Source organism: Sphingomonas sp. ABOLH, assembly GCF_003951715.1.
Taxonomy (GTDB): Bacteria; Pseudomonadota; Alphaproteobacteria; order Sphingomonadales; family Sphingomonadaceae; genus Sphingomonas; species Sphingomonas hankookensis_A.
Map to the genome: position 1 here is coordinate 18,690 of NZ_QQWV01000041.1, position 16,172 is coordinate 34,861.

Annotated in this window: 15 protein-coding genes; 11 read left to right on the plus strand and 4 right to left on the minus strand. The window is 68.0% G+C overall.

Annotation, left to right across the window (positions count from 1 at the left end):
* Nucleotides 1-77: 77 nt before the first annotated feature.
* Together CA237_RS15680 and CA237_RS15685 are read right to left on the minus strand one after the other, a co-directional pair.
* Complete coding sequence (locus CA237_RS15680; protein ID WP_066691873.1) at nucleotides 78-1,748, minus strand: M56 family metallopeptidase; 1,671 nt, start codon at nucleotides 1,746-1,748, stop codon at nucleotides 78-80.
* Nucleotides 1,745-2,113 (minus strand): BlaI/MecI/CopY family transcriptional regulator, encoded by a 369-nt coding sequence (locus tag CA237_RS15685; RefSeq protein WP_066691874.1) that lies wholly within the window; start codon nucleotides 2,111-2,113, stop codon nucleotides 1,745-1,747. Before CA237_RS15685 ends, CA237_RS15680 begins: the two co-directional genes overlap by 4 nt.
* A gap of 343 nt (nucleotides 2,114-2,456) precedes the next feature.
* Here CA237_RS15685 and lgt point away from each other — a divergent pair, with 343 nt between their 5' ends.
* The 5 genes from lgt (at nucleotide 2,457) to CA237_RS15710 (ending at nucleotide 7,132) form a co-directional block, all read left to right on the plus strand.
* Nucleotides 2,457-3,314 carry a prolipoprotein diacylglyceryl transferase gene (gene lgt, locus CA237_RS15690; protein ID WP_084401720.1) on the plus strand — a complete coding sequence of 286 codons (858 nt, stop codon included), beginning with the start codon at nucleotides 2,457-2,459 and terminating at the stop codon, nucleotides 3,312-3,314.
* Nucleotides 3,315-3,406: 92 nt separating this feature from the next.
* Nucleotides 3,407-4,381 carry an SAM-dependent methyltransferase gene (locus tag CA237_RS15695; RefSeq protein ID WP_126014681.1) on the plus strand — a complete coding sequence of 325 codons (975 nt, stop codon included), beginning with the start codon at nucleotides 3,407-3,409 and terminating at the stop codon, nucleotides 4,379-4,381.
* Nucleotides 4,378-4,887, plus strand: coding sequence for a GNAT family N-acetyltransferase (locus CA237_RS15700; RefSeq protein ID WP_066691881.1), 510 nt, complete (start codon nucleotides 4,378-4,380; stop codon nucleotides 4,885-4,887). The genes CA237_RS15695 and CA237_RS15700 overlap by 4 nt, the downstream gene beginning before the upstream one ends.
* Nucleotides 4,884-5,648 (plus strand): peptidoglycan editing factor PgeF, encoded by a 765-nt coding sequence (gene pgeF / locus CA237_RS15705; protein WP_066691885.1) that lies wholly within the window; start codon nucleotides 4,884-4,886, stop codon nucleotides 5,646-5,648. Before CA237_RS15700 ends, pgeF begins: the two co-directional genes overlap by 4 nt.
* 176 nt (nucleotides 5,649-5,824) lie before the next feature.
* Complete coding sequence (locus CA237_RS15710; RefSeq protein ID WP_126014677.1) at nucleotides 5,825-7,132, plus strand: cystathionine gamma-synthase family protein; 1,308 nt, start codon at nucleotides 5,825-5,827, stop codon at nucleotides 7,130-7,132.
* A 142-nt stretch (nucleotides 7,133-7,274) separates the two neighbouring features.
* Here the strand turns inward: CA237_RS15710 and CA237_RS19750 are convergent, their stop codons facing one another.
* Nucleotides 7,275-7,436, minus strand: coding sequence for a hypothetical protein (locus CA237_RS19750; RefSeq protein WP_164523896.1), 162 nt, complete (start codon nucleotides 7,434-7,436; stop codon nucleotides 7,275-7,277).
* Nucleotides 7,437-7,491: 55 nt separating this feature from the next.
* Here CA237_RS19750 and tgt point away from each other — a divergent pair, with 55 nt between their 5' ends.
* The 6 genes from tgt to CA237_RS15740 all read left to right on the plus strand — a co-directional run bounded on the left by tgt (nucleotide 7,492) and on the right by CA237_RS15740 (nucleotide 14,934).
* Nucleotides 7,492-8,640, plus strand: coding sequence for a tRNA guanosine(34) transglycosylase Tgt (gene tgt / locus CA237_RS15715; RefSeq protein WP_232308018.1), 1,149 nt, complete (start codon nucleotides 7,492-7,494; stop codon nucleotides 8,638-8,640).
* A 23-nt stretch (nucleotides 8,641-8,663) separates the two neighbouring features.
* Nucleotides 8,664-8,858: a hypothetical protein gene (locus CA237_RS15720; protein ID WP_066691895.1), complete on the plus strand. Its 195-nt coding sequence runs from the start codon at nucleotides 8,664-8,666 to the stop codon at nucleotides 8,856-8,858.
* Nucleotides 8,859-9,064: 206 nt separating this feature from the next.
* Nucleotides 9,065-11,911 carry a pitrilysin family protein gene (locus CA237_RS15725; protein WP_066691898.1) on the plus strand — a complete coding sequence of 949 codons (2,847 nt, stop codon included), beginning with the start codon at nucleotides 9,065-9,067 and terminating at the stop codon, nucleotides 11,909-11,911.
* A gap of 242 nt (nucleotides 11,912-12,153) precedes the next feature.
* Entirely contained in the window at nucleotides 12,154-13,128 is a 975-nt protein-coding gene (locus CA237_RS15730) for a cell wall hydrolase (RefSeq protein ID WP_126014679.1), read from the plus strand.
* A 77-nt stretch (nucleotides 13,129-13,205) separates the two neighbouring features.
* Entirely contained in the window at nucleotides 13,206-14,159 is a 954-nt protein-coding gene (gene gshB / locus CA237_RS15735; protein ID WP_066691909.1) for a glutathione synthase, read from the plus strand.
* A 169-nt stretch (nucleotides 14,160-14,328) separates the two neighbouring features.
* A complete protein-coding gene (locus tag CA237_RS15740) occupies nucleotides 14,329-14,934 on the plus strand; it encodes a DedA family protein (RefSeq protein WP_066691911.1) in 606 nt (201 codons plus the stop codon).
* Nucleotides 14,935-14,988: 54 nt separating this feature from the next.
* Here CA237_RS15740 and CA237_RS15745 read toward each other — a convergent pair whose 3' ends face one another.
* The gene (locus CA237_RS15745) at nucleotides 14,989-16,017 is read right to left on the minus strand and encodes a phytase (RefSeq protein WP_066691913.1); all 1,029 of its coding nucleotides are present in this window, start codon (nucleotides 16,015-16,017) and stop codon (nucleotides 14,989-14,991) included.
* Between the last annotated feature and the right edge of the window lie 155 nt (nucleotides 16,018-16,172).

Genomic DNA, 16,172 nt, shown 5'->3' on the forward strand with positions numbered 1-16,172 from the left:
AGGCAACGGGCCGGCCGGCAGAGGCGCCGACCGGCCCTGCCACGAACGAACGGGGCAGAACGTCCGTGGATCCGGTATCAGTCGGCGTGATCGATCTGCGACTGGAGCTCGCGGATGCTCTCGTCGATCCCCTCCAGCGCACTGGTGCGGGCGATGGCGGGCATGTCCTTGTTCGCGACGATCGAGGCGCGTGCCGAGCGGAGGCCGGCGAGTGCCGAGCGCATCCCCTGCCGAGCATAGACCTGCCCCTGCGCGGCCTGCAGCCGTCCCAGCTCCGCCCGTTCCGCACCCAGCGCGGCCAGCCGCTGGCCTTCGCGGGCACGCAGCATCCCCTGTTCGGTGATGGCGCGGATACGGTCGGAACAGATGACCGTGACCTGCTTGCCGCCTTCGGTGCGGGTCACGCTGGTCTGGCTGCCCGGACCGCAATTTTCGTTGACGATATTGACCTCGGGCACGGTGTTGACCGTCTGGCGCAGCAGCTTGCCGTTGCCGTCGAAGGTCTGCACGACGATCTTGCGCACGTCGCCCTCGCCCTGGCGCACCAGGCGGGTGGTCTGGCCGTTATGCGTCGTGGTGAAGCTCGCCGGCATCGCCGGACGGGCCGGGGTCGCGGGCTGCGCCGGCAGGGCGGTGGTCGCCGCGATCGCCCGCACCGCCGGTTGCGGCATCGGCGCGGGTGCGGCCGGTTCGGCCGGGATCACCGGCAGGGTCGCGGCCTGGGCCGGCACGATCGCTGCGACCGGGGCGAGCACGTCCGCCGCCTTCGCCTCGACGCTGGCGATATCGACGCCGGTCGCGGTTTCGACCTTCGAACGGATTTTCTCGGCGGCTTCCGTCCCCGATGCGGTCAGGCCGAGGCCGATCACCGCCAGCGTCAGCGTGGCACCACCGGCGATGCGGCGGGTGGCGGGCGACATCACCCGGTGCTTCGACAACATGATGAGTCTCCCTTTCAGTTCGTTGACGCTGTGCAGGTGGCAGGCGGCGGACAGCCCCTGGCCATGCGCGGATTTGACGATGGCGGTGGCATAGGCGTGGCGGACGCCCGGCGTGGCACGGGCGAGCACCATCGCGTCGCACGCCATTTCCTGATCCGCCCGGAACGCCCGGAACGCGCGCCACGCGACCGGATTGAACCAGTGGCAGCCGAGCACGATCAGCGCGACCCAGTTCGCCAGCAGGTCGCCGCGGGCATGGTGGCCCAGCTCATGCGCCAGCGCCAAGGCCTGCTCCCGCTCGTCATAGCGTTCGCGGAAATCGACCGGCATCGCGACGTAGCGATGGACCACGCCGAAGGCGAGCGGCCCGGCGGCATGGCGCGTCTCGATCATCTTGACGTGGCCGTTCGCTAGCCCCTTCGCCCGGCCCGACGCCAGCACCTTCGCGCAGAAGCGCTGATGCTGCACGATATGCCACGCGACGAACGCGACCGCGCCCAGCAGCCACAGCGCGACGACCAGCAGCGGCACATCGGCCATGCCCCAGCCCTGCGGCAGCGCCGGCACCTCGGCCACCGGCACGCCCAGCATGATGATGCCGGGATCGGTCGCCGCACCGATCGGGTGGAACTCCACCGGACGCCAGCTTTCGGGAATGGGGGGCAGGATCATGCGCAGCGCGGGCAGCGCCCACAGCGCATAGGCCGCCTGCGGACCGAAGCGCCGCGCGACGGGGCCGCGCAACATCAGCACCAGCAGCATCAGCAGCGTCGTCGCCGCGATCGTCTCTACCGCCCATCCGATCATTGTTTCAGCGCCTTTAACAGAGCCTCGATCTCGTCGATTTCACGCGCGCTCAGCTGGTCGCGTTCGGCCAGATGCGCGACCAGCGGCGTCAGGCTGCCGCCGAACAGCTTGTCGATGAACCGTTGCGATTCACCCGCGACATATTCCTCGCGCGCGACCAGCGGCCGGTAGCGATAGCGCCGCCCGTCCTCCTCCGCACCGACCACGTCCTTGGCCAGCAACCGCCCCAGCAGCGTCTTGACGGTGTTCGCGGTCCAGCCGCGCGACGGGGCGACGCGTTCCACCACCTCCTGCGCGGTGAGCGGGTTCTGGTCCCAGAGCACTTCCATCACGGCATGCTCGGCATCGCTGATTCGTTCGGCCATGAACAATGACTACACCCGTGGTCGTTACGTTTACAAGCGTAATCCTTGCGGACGCCGCCGCCCTGTCGGGATCGTTTACACCCGCCATCCCGGTAACGATGTCGTTAACCAGAAAATCGGCGCAAAACCCGCAACGCGGGAAATTGGCACAGCCTCTGCAAGGAATGGGATACCCGATGCGTTCGCGCTTCAATTCGGGCGGACCGGCTGCCTTCCCCCCATGCGCCGGTCCGCCCACCCCGGGTTCCCCTGATCCGCCAACCCGGATATTACGCACCGACCACAGCCGGAGCGTACCCCCTTGATCCTATCCACCCTCGCCGCGGCCACCGGCGATGTCGGCATGGCCGCCGGCCATATCCGCTATGCCGATCTCGGCCTCGATCCGGTCGCGCTGAACCTCGGCTTCTTCCAGCTGAAATGGTATTCGCTGGCCTATATCACCGGCATTCTCGGCGGCTGGTGGTATCTGCTCAAGCTGCTCGACCAGCCGGGCGCGCCGATGGCGCGGCGCCATGCCGACGACTTCGTGTTCTATGCGACGCTCGGCATCATTCTGGGCGGGCGGCTGGGCTATGCGATCTTCTACGCGCCCGAAATGTTCACCGACCCGATCAAGATCCTGCGGCTGTGGGACGGCGGCATGTCGTTCCATGGCGGCATGGTCGGGTTGATCCTCGGCATCTGGTGGCTGGCGCGCAAGCACGGGCTGCGCGCGCTCAGGGTCGCGGACTATGTCACCTGCGTCGCGCCGATCGGCCAGTTCCTCGGCCGCATCGCCAATTTCGTGAATGGCGAGCTGTGGGGCAAGCCCAGCGACGCGCCTTGGGCAGTCGTGTTTCCGCGCACCGTACCCGGCGGCCTCGACCCGGCACGCCACCCCAGCCAGCTCTATGAGGCGCTGGGCGAAGGGCTGATCCTGTTCCTGATCCTCGCCTTCTTCTTCTGGCGCACCGATGCGCGCTACAAGCCCGGCTTCCTGCTCGGCACCGGCATGGCCGGGTTCGGCGTCGCGCGCTTCATTATCGAATTCTGGCGCGAGCCCGATGCGCAGCTGGTGGAATTTGCGCAGGCGACGGGGCTACATATGGGCCAGTGGCTGACGCTGCCGATGATCGCGATCGGCATCTACCTGATGGTCACGTCGAAGCGGCGCCGGGTGCGGGTGGAGCCGATCGCGGGGTCGGAGAGCGTGGCTTGACCGAACCCGTCGTCACCGCCGCCGACCCCGCGCTCCCCGAACGGCTCGCCCGCGCGATCACGCTGGCCGGGCCGATCAGCCTCGCCCAGTTCATGGGTGCGGCCAACGCGCATTATTACGCGACGCGCGATCCGCTGGGCGCCAACGGCGACTTCACCACCGCGCCGGAAATCAGCCAGATGTTCGGCGAGCTGATCGGCCTGGGGCTGGCCGACAGCTGGGACCGGGCCGGTCGTCCGGCGTCACGCTATGTCGAATTCGGCCCCGGTCGCGGCACGCTCGCCGCCGATGCGCTGCGCTCCATGGCGTCGGCGGGGTGTACGCCGCCGGTCCATCTGATCGAAACCAGCCCGACGCTGCGCGACGAACAGGCAAAGCGCGTGCCGCAGGCCGAATGGGCGGTCGATACGGTCGGCCTGCCCGAGGATGGCGCGCTGCTGGTCGTCGCCAACGAATTCTTCGATGCGCTCCCCATCCGCCAGCTGGTCAAGACGGCGGACGGCTGGCGCGAGCGATTGGTCGCGTGCCAGGACACGTTGTTCCTTCCGGTCATGGGGCAGCGCGGGTTCGATCCGATCATTCCCTACCAGTTCCGCGACGCGGCCGTGGGATCGGTGCTGGAAACCGCGCCGGCCGCCGTGGCGATAATGCGCCAGTTGGCCAAGCGGATCGTCGCGCAGGGCGGCTGCGCGATCGTCATCGACTATGGCTATGCCGGCCCGGCGCTGGGGGATACGTTGCAGGCGGTGCGCGGGCACGGCTTCGTCAACCCCTATGACGATCCGGGCGAGCAGGACCTGACCGCGCATGTCGATTTCGGGACGCTGATCGAGGCCGCGCGTGCCGAAGACGCGGTCGCCTTTGGCCCGGTCGATCAGGGTGCGTTGTTGAAGGCGCTGGGCATCGACGCCCGCACGCAGGCGCTGGCCGCCCGCAGTCCCGAGCGCGCCGACCAACTGCGCGCCGATCGCGACCGGCTGGTGGAGGAGGAACAGATGGGCACGCTGTTCAAGGCGATTGCGATCACCTCGCCCGGCTGGCCGGTGCCGGCGGGGTTCGCGGCATGACACCGACCCTGCGCGACGCGACGGTCGCCGATGCCGGACTGCTGGTGACGATCGGGACCGAGACGTTCACCGACACCTTCGGCCATCTCTATCATCCCGACGACCTTGCCGCCTTCCTCGCCAAGTTCACGGTGGCGGCATGGGAGGAGGAATTGTCCGACCCGCGCTTCCATGTCGTGCTGGCGATGGCGGGGGACGACGCGGTCGGCTATGCCAAGCTCGGTCCGCCGTCGCTGCCGTTCGAACCGACCGGAAAGCCGATCGAACTGCGCCAATTCTATCTGCGTAGGCAAGCGCAAGGCACCGGCCTCGCCGCGACGCTGATGGAGCATATGCTGGCCAAGGCGCGCGCGACCGGCGCCGACGAGCTGTTCCTGTCGGTGTTCATCGACAACCATCGCGCGCGGCGCTTCTACGAACGCTATGGGTTCGAACGGGTCGGTACCTACGCCTTCATGGTCGGCAACCACCGGGACGAGGATGACGTTATGCGGGTGGCGCTATGACGGTGGAAGTGTTGCGCAGCGCTGCGCTGGAGGGGGTGGCGCACGGTTTTCTCGGGCGGCGCGGCGGGGTGTCGACCGGAGTCGTCGCCGGCCTCAACACTGGCCTTGGATCGGGCGACGATCCCGCCGCCATCGCCGAGAACCGCGCGCGCGCCGTTCAGGCGGTGCTGCCGGGGGCGGCACTGTGCGGGCTGTACCAGATTCATTCGGCCTCGGTCGTGCGCGTCCTGACCGCCTTTCCCGATGGGGAACGGCCGCAGGGCGACGCGATGGTCACCGAACGGCCGAACATCCTGCTCGGCATCCTGACCGCCGATTGCGCGCCGGTGCTGCTCGCCGACCGCGAGGCGGGGGTGGTCGGCGCGGCCCATGCCGGGTGGAAGGGGGCGCTGGCCGGGGTGACCGATGCGACCATCGCCCAGATGGAAAAGCTCGGCGCCCGTGCCGACCGCATCGCCGCCGCGGTGGGGCCCTGCATCGCGCGCGCGAGCTATGAGGTCGATATGGGCTTCGTCGAACGCTTCTGCGCGACCGATCCCGAGAATGAACGCTTCTTCGCGGAGAACCGCCCGGGCCATGCCCGGTTCGACCTTGAGGCCTATGTCGTCCACCGGCTGGCGGCGGCGGGCGTGCGGCGGATCGAGGCGCTGGGGCAGGACACCTATGCGCAGGAGGACCGCTTCTTCAGCTTCCGCCGCGCGACGCATCGCGGCGAAGCGGATTATGGGCGGCAGCTGTCGGTAATTGGGATCGCAGCGTAGCGCCCTCGCCGTACCCCCGCGCAGGCGGGGGTCCAGAGCCCCGAGCGCAACCGTTGTCCTGCTTGGCCCTGGGCCCCCGCCTGCGCGGGGGTACGACGTGGTGGCTTGTGCCCCCCCACATCGTAATTTGGTTTCTGTCGTAACTATCGCTACCCTTCCCGAAAAAGGAGAGATTCGTGACCGACGAAACCGAAGCCGACCTGACCGGCGTTCCCCCGCGCCGCCGCCCCAAGCCCCCGGTCGACACCGTCGGCGGGCGCCGGTTGAAGCCTGCGACGCTGATGATGGGCCATGGCTATGATCCGGTACTGTCCGAAGGCTCGCTCAAACCGCCGATCTTCGCGACCTCGACCTATGTCTTTCCCAATGCGGCGGCAGGCAAGCGGCATTTCGAGGGCGTGACCGGCAAGCGTCCCGGCGGGGCGGAGGGCCTCGTCTATTCGCGCTTCAACGGCCCGAACCAGGAAATCCTCGAAGACCGCCTCGGCGTCTGGGAAGCGGCGGAGGATGCGCTGGTCTTTTCCAGTGGCATGTCGGCGATCGCGACCCTGTTCCTGTCGATGGTCCAGCCGGGCGATACGATCATCCATTCCGGGCCGCTCTATGCCGCGACCGAAACGCTGATCGGCCGCGTGCTGGGCCGCTTCGGGGTCGACTATCTCGACTTTCCGGCGGGCGCGACGCAGGACGAGATCGAGGCGGTGCTGCGCAAGGCCGAGGGCCGCGTGCCGCTGATCTATCTCGAAAGTCCGGCCAACCCGACCAACGCGCTGGTCGATATCGAAGCGGTCGCCGCCGCGCGTGACGCGGTGTTCGGCGACACGGTCGAAAAGCCGCCGATCGCGATCGACAACACGTTTCTGGGGCCGCTATGGCAACAACCGCTGCAGCACGGCGCCGACCTCGTCGTCTATTCGCTGACCAAATATGCCGGCGGACATAGCGATCTGGTCGCCGGCGGCGTGCTGGGATCGAAGGCGCACATCAACACCATCCGGTCGATGCGCAACACCATCGGCACGATCTGCGACCCGAACACGGCGTGGATGCTGCTGCGCTCGCTGGAGACGCTGGAGTTGCGCATGAGCCGCGCGGGCGAGAATGCGGCGAAGGTCTGCGCGTTCCTGAAGGACCATCCCAAGGTCGAGCGGGTCGGCTATCTCGGCTTCCTGAAGGACGATCGCCAGGCCGACATCTATCGTCGTCACTGCACCGGCGGCGGGTCGACCTTCTCGCTGTACCTGAAGGGCGGCGAGCGCGAGGCGTTCGCGTTCCTCGACGCGCTGACCATCGCCAAACTGGCGGTGAGCCTCGGCGGGACCGAGACGCTGGCGAGCCATCCGGCGGGGATGACGCACCTGTCGGTGCCCGACGCGCGCAAGGTGGCGCTGGGGATTACCGACAATCTGGTGCGCATCTCGATCGGGGTCGAGGATGCCGATGATCTGATCGCCGATTTCGAACAGGCGCTGGCGGCGATCTGATCAGAAGATCCTCCCCATATCATGGGGAGGGGGGCCAGCCGCAGGCTGGTGGAGGGGCGTTGCCCCAGGCGTAGCGCTCGCGGTTTTGCCCCTCCACCACTCGCTGACGCGAGCGGTCCCCCTCCCCGTGCCGGGGAGGATCTTATCCCCCGCCAATCCCCTCGATCACCTTCCCCGTACCGCCACAATTCTCGCACTCGCCATCGCGGATCGTGCCCGTGCCGCCACAGCGCGGACACACATCCTCGCCCGTCCCGGGCGTGCCCGGCGCCGCATCGTCACCCGGGTTCATCGGTTCGGCCATGATCTTCTCTCCCGTCAAACCGCAACAACGGTCGACAGCGCGGGGAAGGTCCGGCATGACGGCTCGCCTTATGGCCCCGCGTTTCGCCTTTACCGTCACCGCCACGTCCGGCCGCGCCCGCACCGGCACCATCGCCATGCAGCGCGGCGACATCCGCACGCCTGCCTTCATGCCGGTCGGCACCGCCGCCACCGTGAAGGCGATGAAGCCGCAGGACGTGCGTGCGTCGGGCGCCGACATCCTGCTCGGCAACACCTATCACCTGATGCTGCGCCCCAGCGCGGAGCGGGTCGCGCGGCTGGGGGGCTTGCACAAGTTCATGGGCTGGGACCGCCCGATCCTGACCGACAGCGGCGGCTATCAGGTGATGAGCCTGTCCGAACTGACCAAACGGTCGGAGGACGGGGTCGAGTTCAAGAGCCACTTGGACGGCACCCGTCACCTGATGAGTCCCGAACGCTCGATGGAAATCCAGCGGTTGCTCGGCTCCGACATCGTCATGGCGTTCGACGAACTGGTCCCGACCACCTCGACCCGCGAGGTGCAGGCCCGCGCGATGGAACGATCGATGCGCTGGGCACGCCGCAGCCGGGCCGGGTTCGATTCGGGTGAGGAGCATTCCTCGCGCGCCGCGTTGTTCGGCATCCAGCAGGGGGCGCTCGACGAAAAACTGCGGAAAAGCTCCGCCGACGCGCTGATCGATATCGGCTTCGACGGCTATGCGGTCGGCGGCCTTGCCGTGGGCGAAGGGCAGGAGGCGATGTTCGGCGTGCTCGACTATGCGCCGCAGCAGCTGCCGGTGGACAAGCCCCGCTATCTGATGGGCGTGGGCAAGCCCGACGACATCGTCGGCGCGGTCGAACGCGGCATCGACATGTTCGACTGCGTGCTGCCGACCCGCTCGGGCCGCACCGGACAGGCGTTCACCCGTTCAGGCCCGATCAACATCCGCAACGCCAAATTTGCCGAGGATCTGGGGCCGGTCGACCCCGACTGCGCCTGCCCGGTCTGTCACGGCCACAGCCGCGCCTATCTCCACCATCTCGTCCGCGCGGGCGAGATTCTGGGGGCGATGCTGATGACCGAGCATAATCTCTATTTCTACCAGGCGCTGATGGTCGACCTGCGCGCCGCGATCGCGAGCGACACGCTGGCCGCCTTTGCCGACGATTTCCGGGCACGCTACACCGCCCCCAAGCATTGAACCCCGACAAGAGGGAGAGGATCATGACCGACAAGACCGAACTGAACGAAGTGACCGCCGCCGCCAAGGAGGTGAAGCGCGTCGCCGACGCCGCCGCCGAAACCAAGCAGCCGTCGAAGGGGCAGGGCTGGCCGCTGGTGCCGATCGGCATCGGCATCGGATCGGCCGCACTGGCCGCCGCGTTGCTCTACGCGAATTCGGGGCGCAAGAAGGACTGATTTCTTCTCGTCATTCCCGCGAAGGCGGGAATCCATAACCGCTGACGGTTGCGCCTTTTCCGCGACGCTCGCGTGTATGGACTCCCGCCTGCGCGGGAGTGACGAAGCATTTCGGTTCGATCGCGACGTCGTAACCGGCGATACGTTGACACTCCGGGGCAATGCGGCCCACACCTGCCGCATCATCCGTCCGGAGAGTTGCCCCCATGCGTTTCGGCCTCGCGCTGCTGATCTCGACCGCCCTGCTTGCCCCGGCTCACGCGCAGCAGCGCCCCGCCCCGACGGCGCCCGCCGCCAGCCCGACCGTACCGCCGATCGCCTATACCGAACGCACGCTCGCCAACGGCCTGCGCGTCTATGCCATTCGCGACACGTCCAGCGCGAACGTGTCGGTGCAGGTGTGGTACGATGTCGGGTCGAAGGACGATCCCGCCGGCCGCTCGGGCTTTGCGCACATGTTCGAACATCTGATGTTCAAGGCGACGCGGAACCTGGTGCCCGAACAGCTCGACCGGCTGACCGAGGATGTCGGCGGGTACAACAACGCGTCGACCGCCGACGACTATACCAATTATTACGAGGTGGTGCCTGCCAACCACCTGCAGCGGCTGTTGTTCGCCGAGGCCGACCGGATGGCGACGCTGGTCGTCGATCCCAAGACCTTCGCGTCGGAACGCGAGGTGGTGAAGGAGGAACTGCGCAGCCGCATCCTCGCCCAACCCTATGGCAAGCTGTTCGGCCTCTATGCGCCGATGGTGTCGTATAGCCACCACCCCTATGCGCGGCCGGGCATCGGATCGATCGAGGATCTCGACGCGGCGACCATCGACGATATCCGCGCGTTTCACGCGACCTATTACCGGCCCGACAATGCCGTGCTGGTGGTCGCGGGCAATTTCGATCCCGCGCAGTTGAACCGCTGGGTCGACCAGTATTTCGGCACCATCGCCAAGCCCAACCGTCCGATCCCGCGGGTGAGCGTCGACGAACCGGTCCGCCAGCAGCCGGTGACGAAGACGGTCTATGAGGCGAACACCCCGCTGCCCGCGATCCTCATCAGCTATCCGCTGCCGCCGGCCAATCATCCCGATCAGGCGGCGTTGAAGGTGCTCGACGCGATCCTGTCGGGCGGGGACAATTCGCGCCTGCACCAGAGCCTCGTCTATCGTGACCAGATCGCGCAGGATGTCGGCGTGCAACTCGATGCCAAGCAGGGACCGGGCACGCTGTCGCTCTACGCGATTCTTGCCGGCGGCAAATCGGTGGCCGAGGGCGAAGCGGCGCTGAAGCGCGAGGTCGCCAGCCTGATCGCGACGCCGCCGACGGCGGCCGAACTGGCCGAGGCCAAGAACGAGATCACCACCGCCGAACTGCTGTCGCGCGAGACGGCGGAAGGGAAAGCGTCGGCGCTGGCGCAGGGCGTGATCGTCGAGCGCGATCCGAAGGCCGCCGACAAGGCGCTGGCCGCGATCGGTCGCGTCACCGCCGCCGATGTCCAGCGCGTCGCGAAGACGTGGCTCCCCGCCAACCGCGCCGCGACGATCCGCTATCTGCCCGATACCGCCAAGCCGGCGGGGGCGAGCAGCGACACCATCGCCATCGCCAACAGCGTGGTCACCGCACCGCTCGCCGTGCCGCCGGGCATCGCGATCCATACCCCGGCACCCGAAGGCCAGCGCGTGCTGCCGCCCGCCCCGGCTGCGCCGGTACAGGTCGCGATTCCGGTGCCGGTCGAACGCCGCCTCCCCAACGGCATGCGCGTCGTGCTGGTCGAAAAGCGCGGGGTGCCGGTGGTGACCGCCGCCTTGGTCGCGGGCGGTGGCGCGGTCGCCGATCCCGCCGATCGTGCCGGCGTCGGCGAACTGACCGCCGGGCTGCTGACGCAGGGGACCAAGACCCGCTCGGCGACCGAGATCGCCCGCGCGGTCGAATCTTTGGGCGGCAGCATCGGCAGCGGTGCCGGATGGGATTCGCAGAACGTCACGCTGACCGTCGGGTCGGGACAGGTCGCGCCGGCGCTCGGCATCCTCGCCGATGTCGCGCGCAACCCGGCGTTCGCGCAGGACGAGATCGACCGGCTGCGCACCCGCACCATCGACGGGGTCAGCGTCGCGCTGACCGATCCGGGGCAGTTGTCGAGCCTCGTCGCCGACCGCGCGGTGTTCGGCGGCGCGCCCTATGGCCATCCCGCCAGCGGCACGCCGACCACGCTGAAGGCGATCACCCGCGCCGACATCACCAGCGCCTATGCCCGCGCATGGCAGCCCGAAAAGGCGACTCTGGTGCTGGTCGGCGACATCACCCCCGATGCCGGGATGGCGCTGGCGACGCAGCTGTTCGGCGACTGGCGCAGCCAGCCGAACGCAACGCCCGCGCCGGTGCCGCAGGTCGCCGCCCCCGCCCCCCGCGTCATCGTCGTCGACATGCCCGGTGCCGGACAGGCGGGCGTCGTCGTCGCGCGGCCGGGCATCGCGCGCAGCAACGCCGCCTATTTCCCCGCCGCCGTCGCCAACGCGACGCTGGGTGTCGGCTTCTCGTCGCGCCTGAACCAGGAAATCCGTATCAAGCGCGGCCTCGCCTACGGTGCCCGGTCGGAGCTGGATGCGCGGCGGAACGGGGGTGCGGTCGGCGCATCGACCCAGACCAAGAACCCGTCCGCGCCGGAGGTGGTCAAGATCATCACCGACGAGATGCGCCGCATGGGTGCCGAACCCGCGCCGGAAGCCGAACTGGCGACACGCAAGGCGGTGCTGACCGGCAATTTCGGCCGCACGATCGAACGGACTAGCGGCATCGCCGGTACGATCGTCACCTATGTGTCGGACGGAGTACCGCTGGCGCGCATCGCGACCTTCCTTCCCTCGATCGAGGCGGTCGGTCCGGCGGCGGTGCAGCAGGCGGCGGCCAAGGTCATGGACCCGAAGGCGGCGAGCATCGTCGTGGTCGGCGACGCGAAGCAGTTTCTCGAACCGCTCCGCGCCGCCTATCCGCAGCTGGTCGTGATCCCCGCCGCGTCGGTCGACCTCAGCCGCGCCGATCTGGGGGTGAAGTAGGAGTCGCACCGTCACCCCGGACTCGATCCGGGGTGACGGAACGTGAGCATTCTAGAGGCTGATCCATCCAACTTGAATCGGACGTCATCCCAGCGAAGGCTGGGATCTCTCGGTGACAGCACGCCACAGGAGCCGCTTGAGACCCCAGCCTGCGCTGGGGTGACGTTTTAATGCAGATGGATCACACTCTAGACCTCGGAATCTTGCGACTTTCGATACTTTTTCCGGCTAGGTCCTGCCCCATGGCGGCCCTTCCCCCCATCAACCGGCGCGTGCGCAGGATCGGCGGCGCGGCCCTGCTGCTCGTCGGTGGGGCGATCGCCGTGCGGGCGGGGATCGCGGCGCGTGAGCATCGCGATCCGTCCGCGCCACCACCGCCGGTGGCGACCGGCTATGAGGCCGACGATCATTTCCCCGGCGCGGCGCAACTGTTGCTCGACGCCCCGGTCCGCCGGGGGGAGACCGGCACGGCGCCCCTGCCCGCGCTTCCCGCCAACGCGGATGCCGGCGACCTCGGCGACGCATCGATCCGCCCGGCCCGCCCGTTCGTATTGCGTGGTAGCCAGCTCGACCGCGCCCGCGCGCTGCGATGCCTGACCACTGCCGTCTATTACGAAGCAGGCAACGAACCCGATGCCGGGCAGCGGGCGGTGGCGCAGGTCGTGCTGAACCGCGTGCGCCATCCCGCCTTTCCGGCGACCGTGTGCGGCGTGGTGTTCCAGGGGTCGGACCGGCCGGTATGCCAGTTCAGCTTTGCGTGCGACGGGGCGATGGCCCGGGTGCCGGCACCGTCGGTCTGGCTGCGCTCGCGCCGGGTCGCCGCGCGTGCGCTGTCGGGCGACGTCTTCGCGCCCGTCGGGCTGGCGACGCATTACCATACCTATGCCGTCACCCCGTCGTGGAACCGGGCGCTGGTGATGACCGGCGTGTTCGGCGCGCATTTCTTCCACCGGTGGAAGGGGTGGTGGGGCACCCCCGCGGCGTTCACCGACCGCTATATCGGCATGGAGCCGATGCCGGGGCCACTACGCCCCCTGCCCCCGCCGCCGACGCTGGAGGCGGTGCCGGTCCCGAACGTCCCGCTGGTCCCGCCGACGTTCGTCGCGCCGCCGACGCCGGTGGCCAGCGCGACACCCGTGGTGGAGCCGAAGGATACGCTGCCACCGGAATCGCAGGTCCTCGACCGGTGGAAGGATTCGGGCAAGCCGTTGCGGTAGGACCGGCCTTTCTCGCTCCCCCGTGACTTTCCCCCGCCGGCCCCCTACCTGAGCGGCAACCAACCGGAGTGTGCCCCATGTCGCTGACCGTCGCCGTCCAGATGGACCCCCTTGCCGGCATCAACATCGCGGGCGATTCGACCTTTGCGCTGATGCTGTCAGCGCAGGCGCGCGGCCACCGGCTGTTCCATTATGCGCCCGAAGACCTCAACCAGTCGGGCGACCGGGTATGGACGCAGGCCCGGCCGGTGACGGTGCAGCGGGTGGTGGGCGATCACTTCGCGTTCGGCGACGCCGTCAGCCTCGATCTGGGCGAACAGGCCGATGTCGTGCTGATGCGGCAGGATCCGCCGTTCGACCTCGGCTACATTACTGCGACGCACCTGCTGGAGCGGATCAGCGACCGGACTTTGGTGGTCAACGACCCGGCATCGGTGCGTAACGCGCCCGAAAAGCTGTTCGTGCTCGATTACCAGCGCTTCATGCCGCCGACGCTCATCACCCGGTCGGTGGACGAGGCACGCAAGTTCCTGAACGAGCATGGCTCGATCGTGGTCAAGCCGCTCCACGGCAATGGCGGTAAGGCGATCTTCAAGATCGATGCCGATGCGCAGAACCTGTCCTCGCTGATCGAGGTCTTCAACACCGCCTATCGCGAACCGCATATGGTCCAGGCGTTCCTGTCGGCGGTGGCGAAGGGCGACAAGCGCATCGTGCTGGTCGATGGCGAGGTCGCGGGTGCGGTCAACCGGCTGCCGGGTGCCGGCGAGATCCGCTCCAACCTCGCGGTCGGCGGCACGGCGGCCAAGACCGAGTTGACGGACAAGGAACGCGAAATCTGCGCCGCGCTCGGGCCCGAACTGAAGCGGCGCGGGCTGATCTTCGTCGGGATCGACGTGATCGGCGGCGAATGGCTGACCGAGATCAACGTGACGTCGCCTACCGGCATCGTCGCGATCGAGAAGTTCGACGGAACCGATGTTGCCGGCATGATCTGGGACGCGATCGAGGCGCGGGTGGCGGAGCGGTAACGACACCAACCAGCCACGCACGTCACCCCAGCGCAGGCTGGGGTCTCAAGCGGCTCTTGTCCCGCGCCATCACCGGGAGACCCCAGCCTGCGCTGGGGTGACGTGGTTGGCAGGATGGGGCAACCGGCACGCACGGCACGAAACCCCGACCCGGACGTTCGGAACCCCCATGACGACCTTCATCCTCGATGCGATCGCGCGCGGCGGCTATATCGGCATCTTCCTGCTGATGGCGCTGGAGAATGTGATCCCGCCGATCCCGTCGGAGGTCATCATGGGGCTGGGCGGCATGGCGGTCGCGCGCGGGGACATGGCGATGGTGCCGCTGCTGCTATGGGGCACCGCCGGCACGACCGCGGGCAATTATTTCTGGTACGCGATCGGGCGGCGCTTCGGCTATCTGGGGTTGAAGCCGTTCGTCGATCGCTGGGGCCGGTGGCTGACGGTCGAATGGGAGGATGTGGAAAAGCTGCACCGCTTCTTCCGCAAGCATGGCGGCAAGACGGTCTTCATCTTCCGCTTCATGCCGACGTTCCGCACGATGATCTCGCTACCCGCCGGCATGGCGTGCATGCCGCGCTGGCGCTTCTTCCTCGCAACCTTCACCGGCAGCATCGTGTGGAATGCGGTGCTGGCCTATGCCGGGCTGTGGCTGGGATCGAATTTCCAGCAGCTCGACCATTATGTCGGTCCCATCGCCATCGCGATGTCGGTCGCGATCGTGATCGGCTATGTCTACCGCGTCATCACGTGGAAGCCGCGCGCGCAGCGGTAATTCGTTCGCATCAGTACGTCACCCCAGCGCAGGCTGGGGTGACGTACTGATGGCTTATCGAAGCCGCAGCGCCTTCATCACATCGGTCCATGAGACGTACTTGAAATTCTGCGTCTCCGGCGCGTTGTCACCGTCCTGTGCGACCATCAGCCCCTTGGGGAATTTCGGCCCGAAATCGCCGAGGATCAGATCGATCCCGTCGGTTTCGCTGGTCCCGTCGATCGCCCCGCCGCCGATGCGGAAGCGCCCGGCATAGGTGACGTCCGGCAGACGGTAGAGCGTATAGGCATTGTCGCCCTGGCTGCTGACCACCAGATAGCCGCCGGTCCGGCCGGCCGGGGCCAGTGCCAGCCCTTCGGCATCGGCGACCAGGGTGGCAGCGTCGACCCTGGCGATCGCGGTGCCGTCGACCGGAGCGGCGGGATCGGCGGCGAAGCGCCACAGCCCGACATCCTCTTCGGCGACATACAGCAGGCCGGTCCGGTCATCGACCACGCAGCCTTCCGCCTGCGTCCCGACCTTCATCGACCGTACCGTGCGCGCTACCGGCGTCGCGCCGGCCAGATCGATCGACACCTGATCGATCCGCCCGTCCTTCATGACGACGAAGCCGAACAGCGCCTTGTCGGCCTTGCGGGTCCACAGGCACATGCCATAGGCTTCACCCGTTCCGACCGGATAGCGCCCCAGCGGCACCAGCTTCTTCGCCACCGTGTCGAGCGTGAACAGCGCGACATGCGCCTGCGTCTCGTCCGCCCGGTCGCTTGCCGCCGCGATCACCCGGCCGTCGATCTCGCGCAGGTCGACATTGTTGAGCCGCGCGGCGGGCGTGAAGCTCAGCCGCCTGCCCGACAGGTCGTACACATGGATGCCGGCCTTCTTGTCGGTGCCGATCACCAGGCTGGCCGCCGGATTGCGCCGGTTACGCCAGATGGAAGGATCGTCGGCGGCATCGGCGGCGGTATCGACCGGATCGGTCTCCGCGGCCGCCGGCACGACCGGTACGGCAGCGGTGGTCGCTGCCGGCGGGGGCGTCACCGCACACCCGCCGAGCAACGCTGCAACCAGAGCCAAACGCCGCATCAGAAGTTCACCCGCACGCCCGCCTGATCCCACATTTCCCAAGTAAGGCGCTGATTTCGCTGTCCTGACCATTATATTTCCTATATAAAACATGGTGTTGAAGGCTGCGAGGGGCGCGTTTCATGGATCACCCAGAGGGTGCGGGCTTGCAACGG

Bases quoted from the DNA above. Each gene is read 5' to 3' on its own strand.
- CA237_RS15740 (WP_066691911.1), top strand. From the start codon at position 14,329: ATGACGACCTTCATCCTCGATGCGATCGCGCGCGGCGGCTATATCGGC.
- CA237_RS19750 (WP_164523896.1), bottom strand. From the start codon at position 7,436: ATGGCCGAACCGATGAACCCGGGTGACGATGCGGCGCCGGGCACGCCC.
- CA237_RS15685 (WP_066691874.1), bottom strand. From the start codon at position 2,113: ATGGCCGAACGAATCAGCGATGCCGAGCATGCCGTGATGGAAGTGCTC.
- lgt (WP_084401720.1), top strand. From the start codon at position 2,457: ATGGCCGCCGGCCATATCCGCTATGCCGATCTCGGCCTCGATCCGGTC.
- CA237_RS15695 (WP_126014681.1), top strand. From the start codon at position 3,407: ATGGGTGCGGCCAACGCGCATTATTACGCGACGCGCGATCCGCTGGGC.
- tgt (WP_232308018.1), top strand. From the start codon at position 7,492: ATGACGGCTCGCCTTATGGCCCCGCGTTTCGCCTTTACCGTCACCGCC.
- CA237_RS15745 (WP_066691913.1), bottom strand. From the start codon at position 16,017: ATGCGGCGTTTGGCTCTGGTTGCAGCGTTGCTCGGCGGGTGTGCGGTG.
- CA237_RS15720 (WP_066691895.1), top strand. From the start codon at position 8,664: ATGACCGACAAGACCGAACTGAACGAAGTGACCGCCGCCGCCAAGGAG.
- gshB (WP_066691909.1), top strand. From the start codon at position 13,206: ATGTCGCTGACCGTCGCCGTCCAGATGGACCCCCTTGCCGGCATCAAC.
- pgeF (WP_066691885.1), top strand. From the start codon at position 4,884: ATGACGGTGGAAGTGTTGCGCAGCGCTGCGCTGGAGGGGGTGGCGCAC.
- CA237_RS15725 (WP_066691898.1), top strand. From the start codon at position 9,065: ATGCGTTTCGGCCTCGCGCTGCTGATCTCGACCGCCCTGCTTGCCCCG.
- CA237_RS15700 (WP_066691881.1), top strand. From the start codon at position 4,378: ATGACACCGACCCTGCGCGACGCGACGGTCGCCGATGCCGGACTGCTG.
- CA237_RS15680 (WP_066691873.1), bottom strand. From the start codon at position 1,748: ATGATCGGATGGGCGGTAGAGACGATCGCGGCGACGACGCTGCTGATG.
- CA237_RS15730 (WP_126014679.1), top strand. From the start codon at position 12,154: ATGGCGGCCCTTCCCCCCATCAACCGGCGCGTGCGCAGGATCGGCGGC.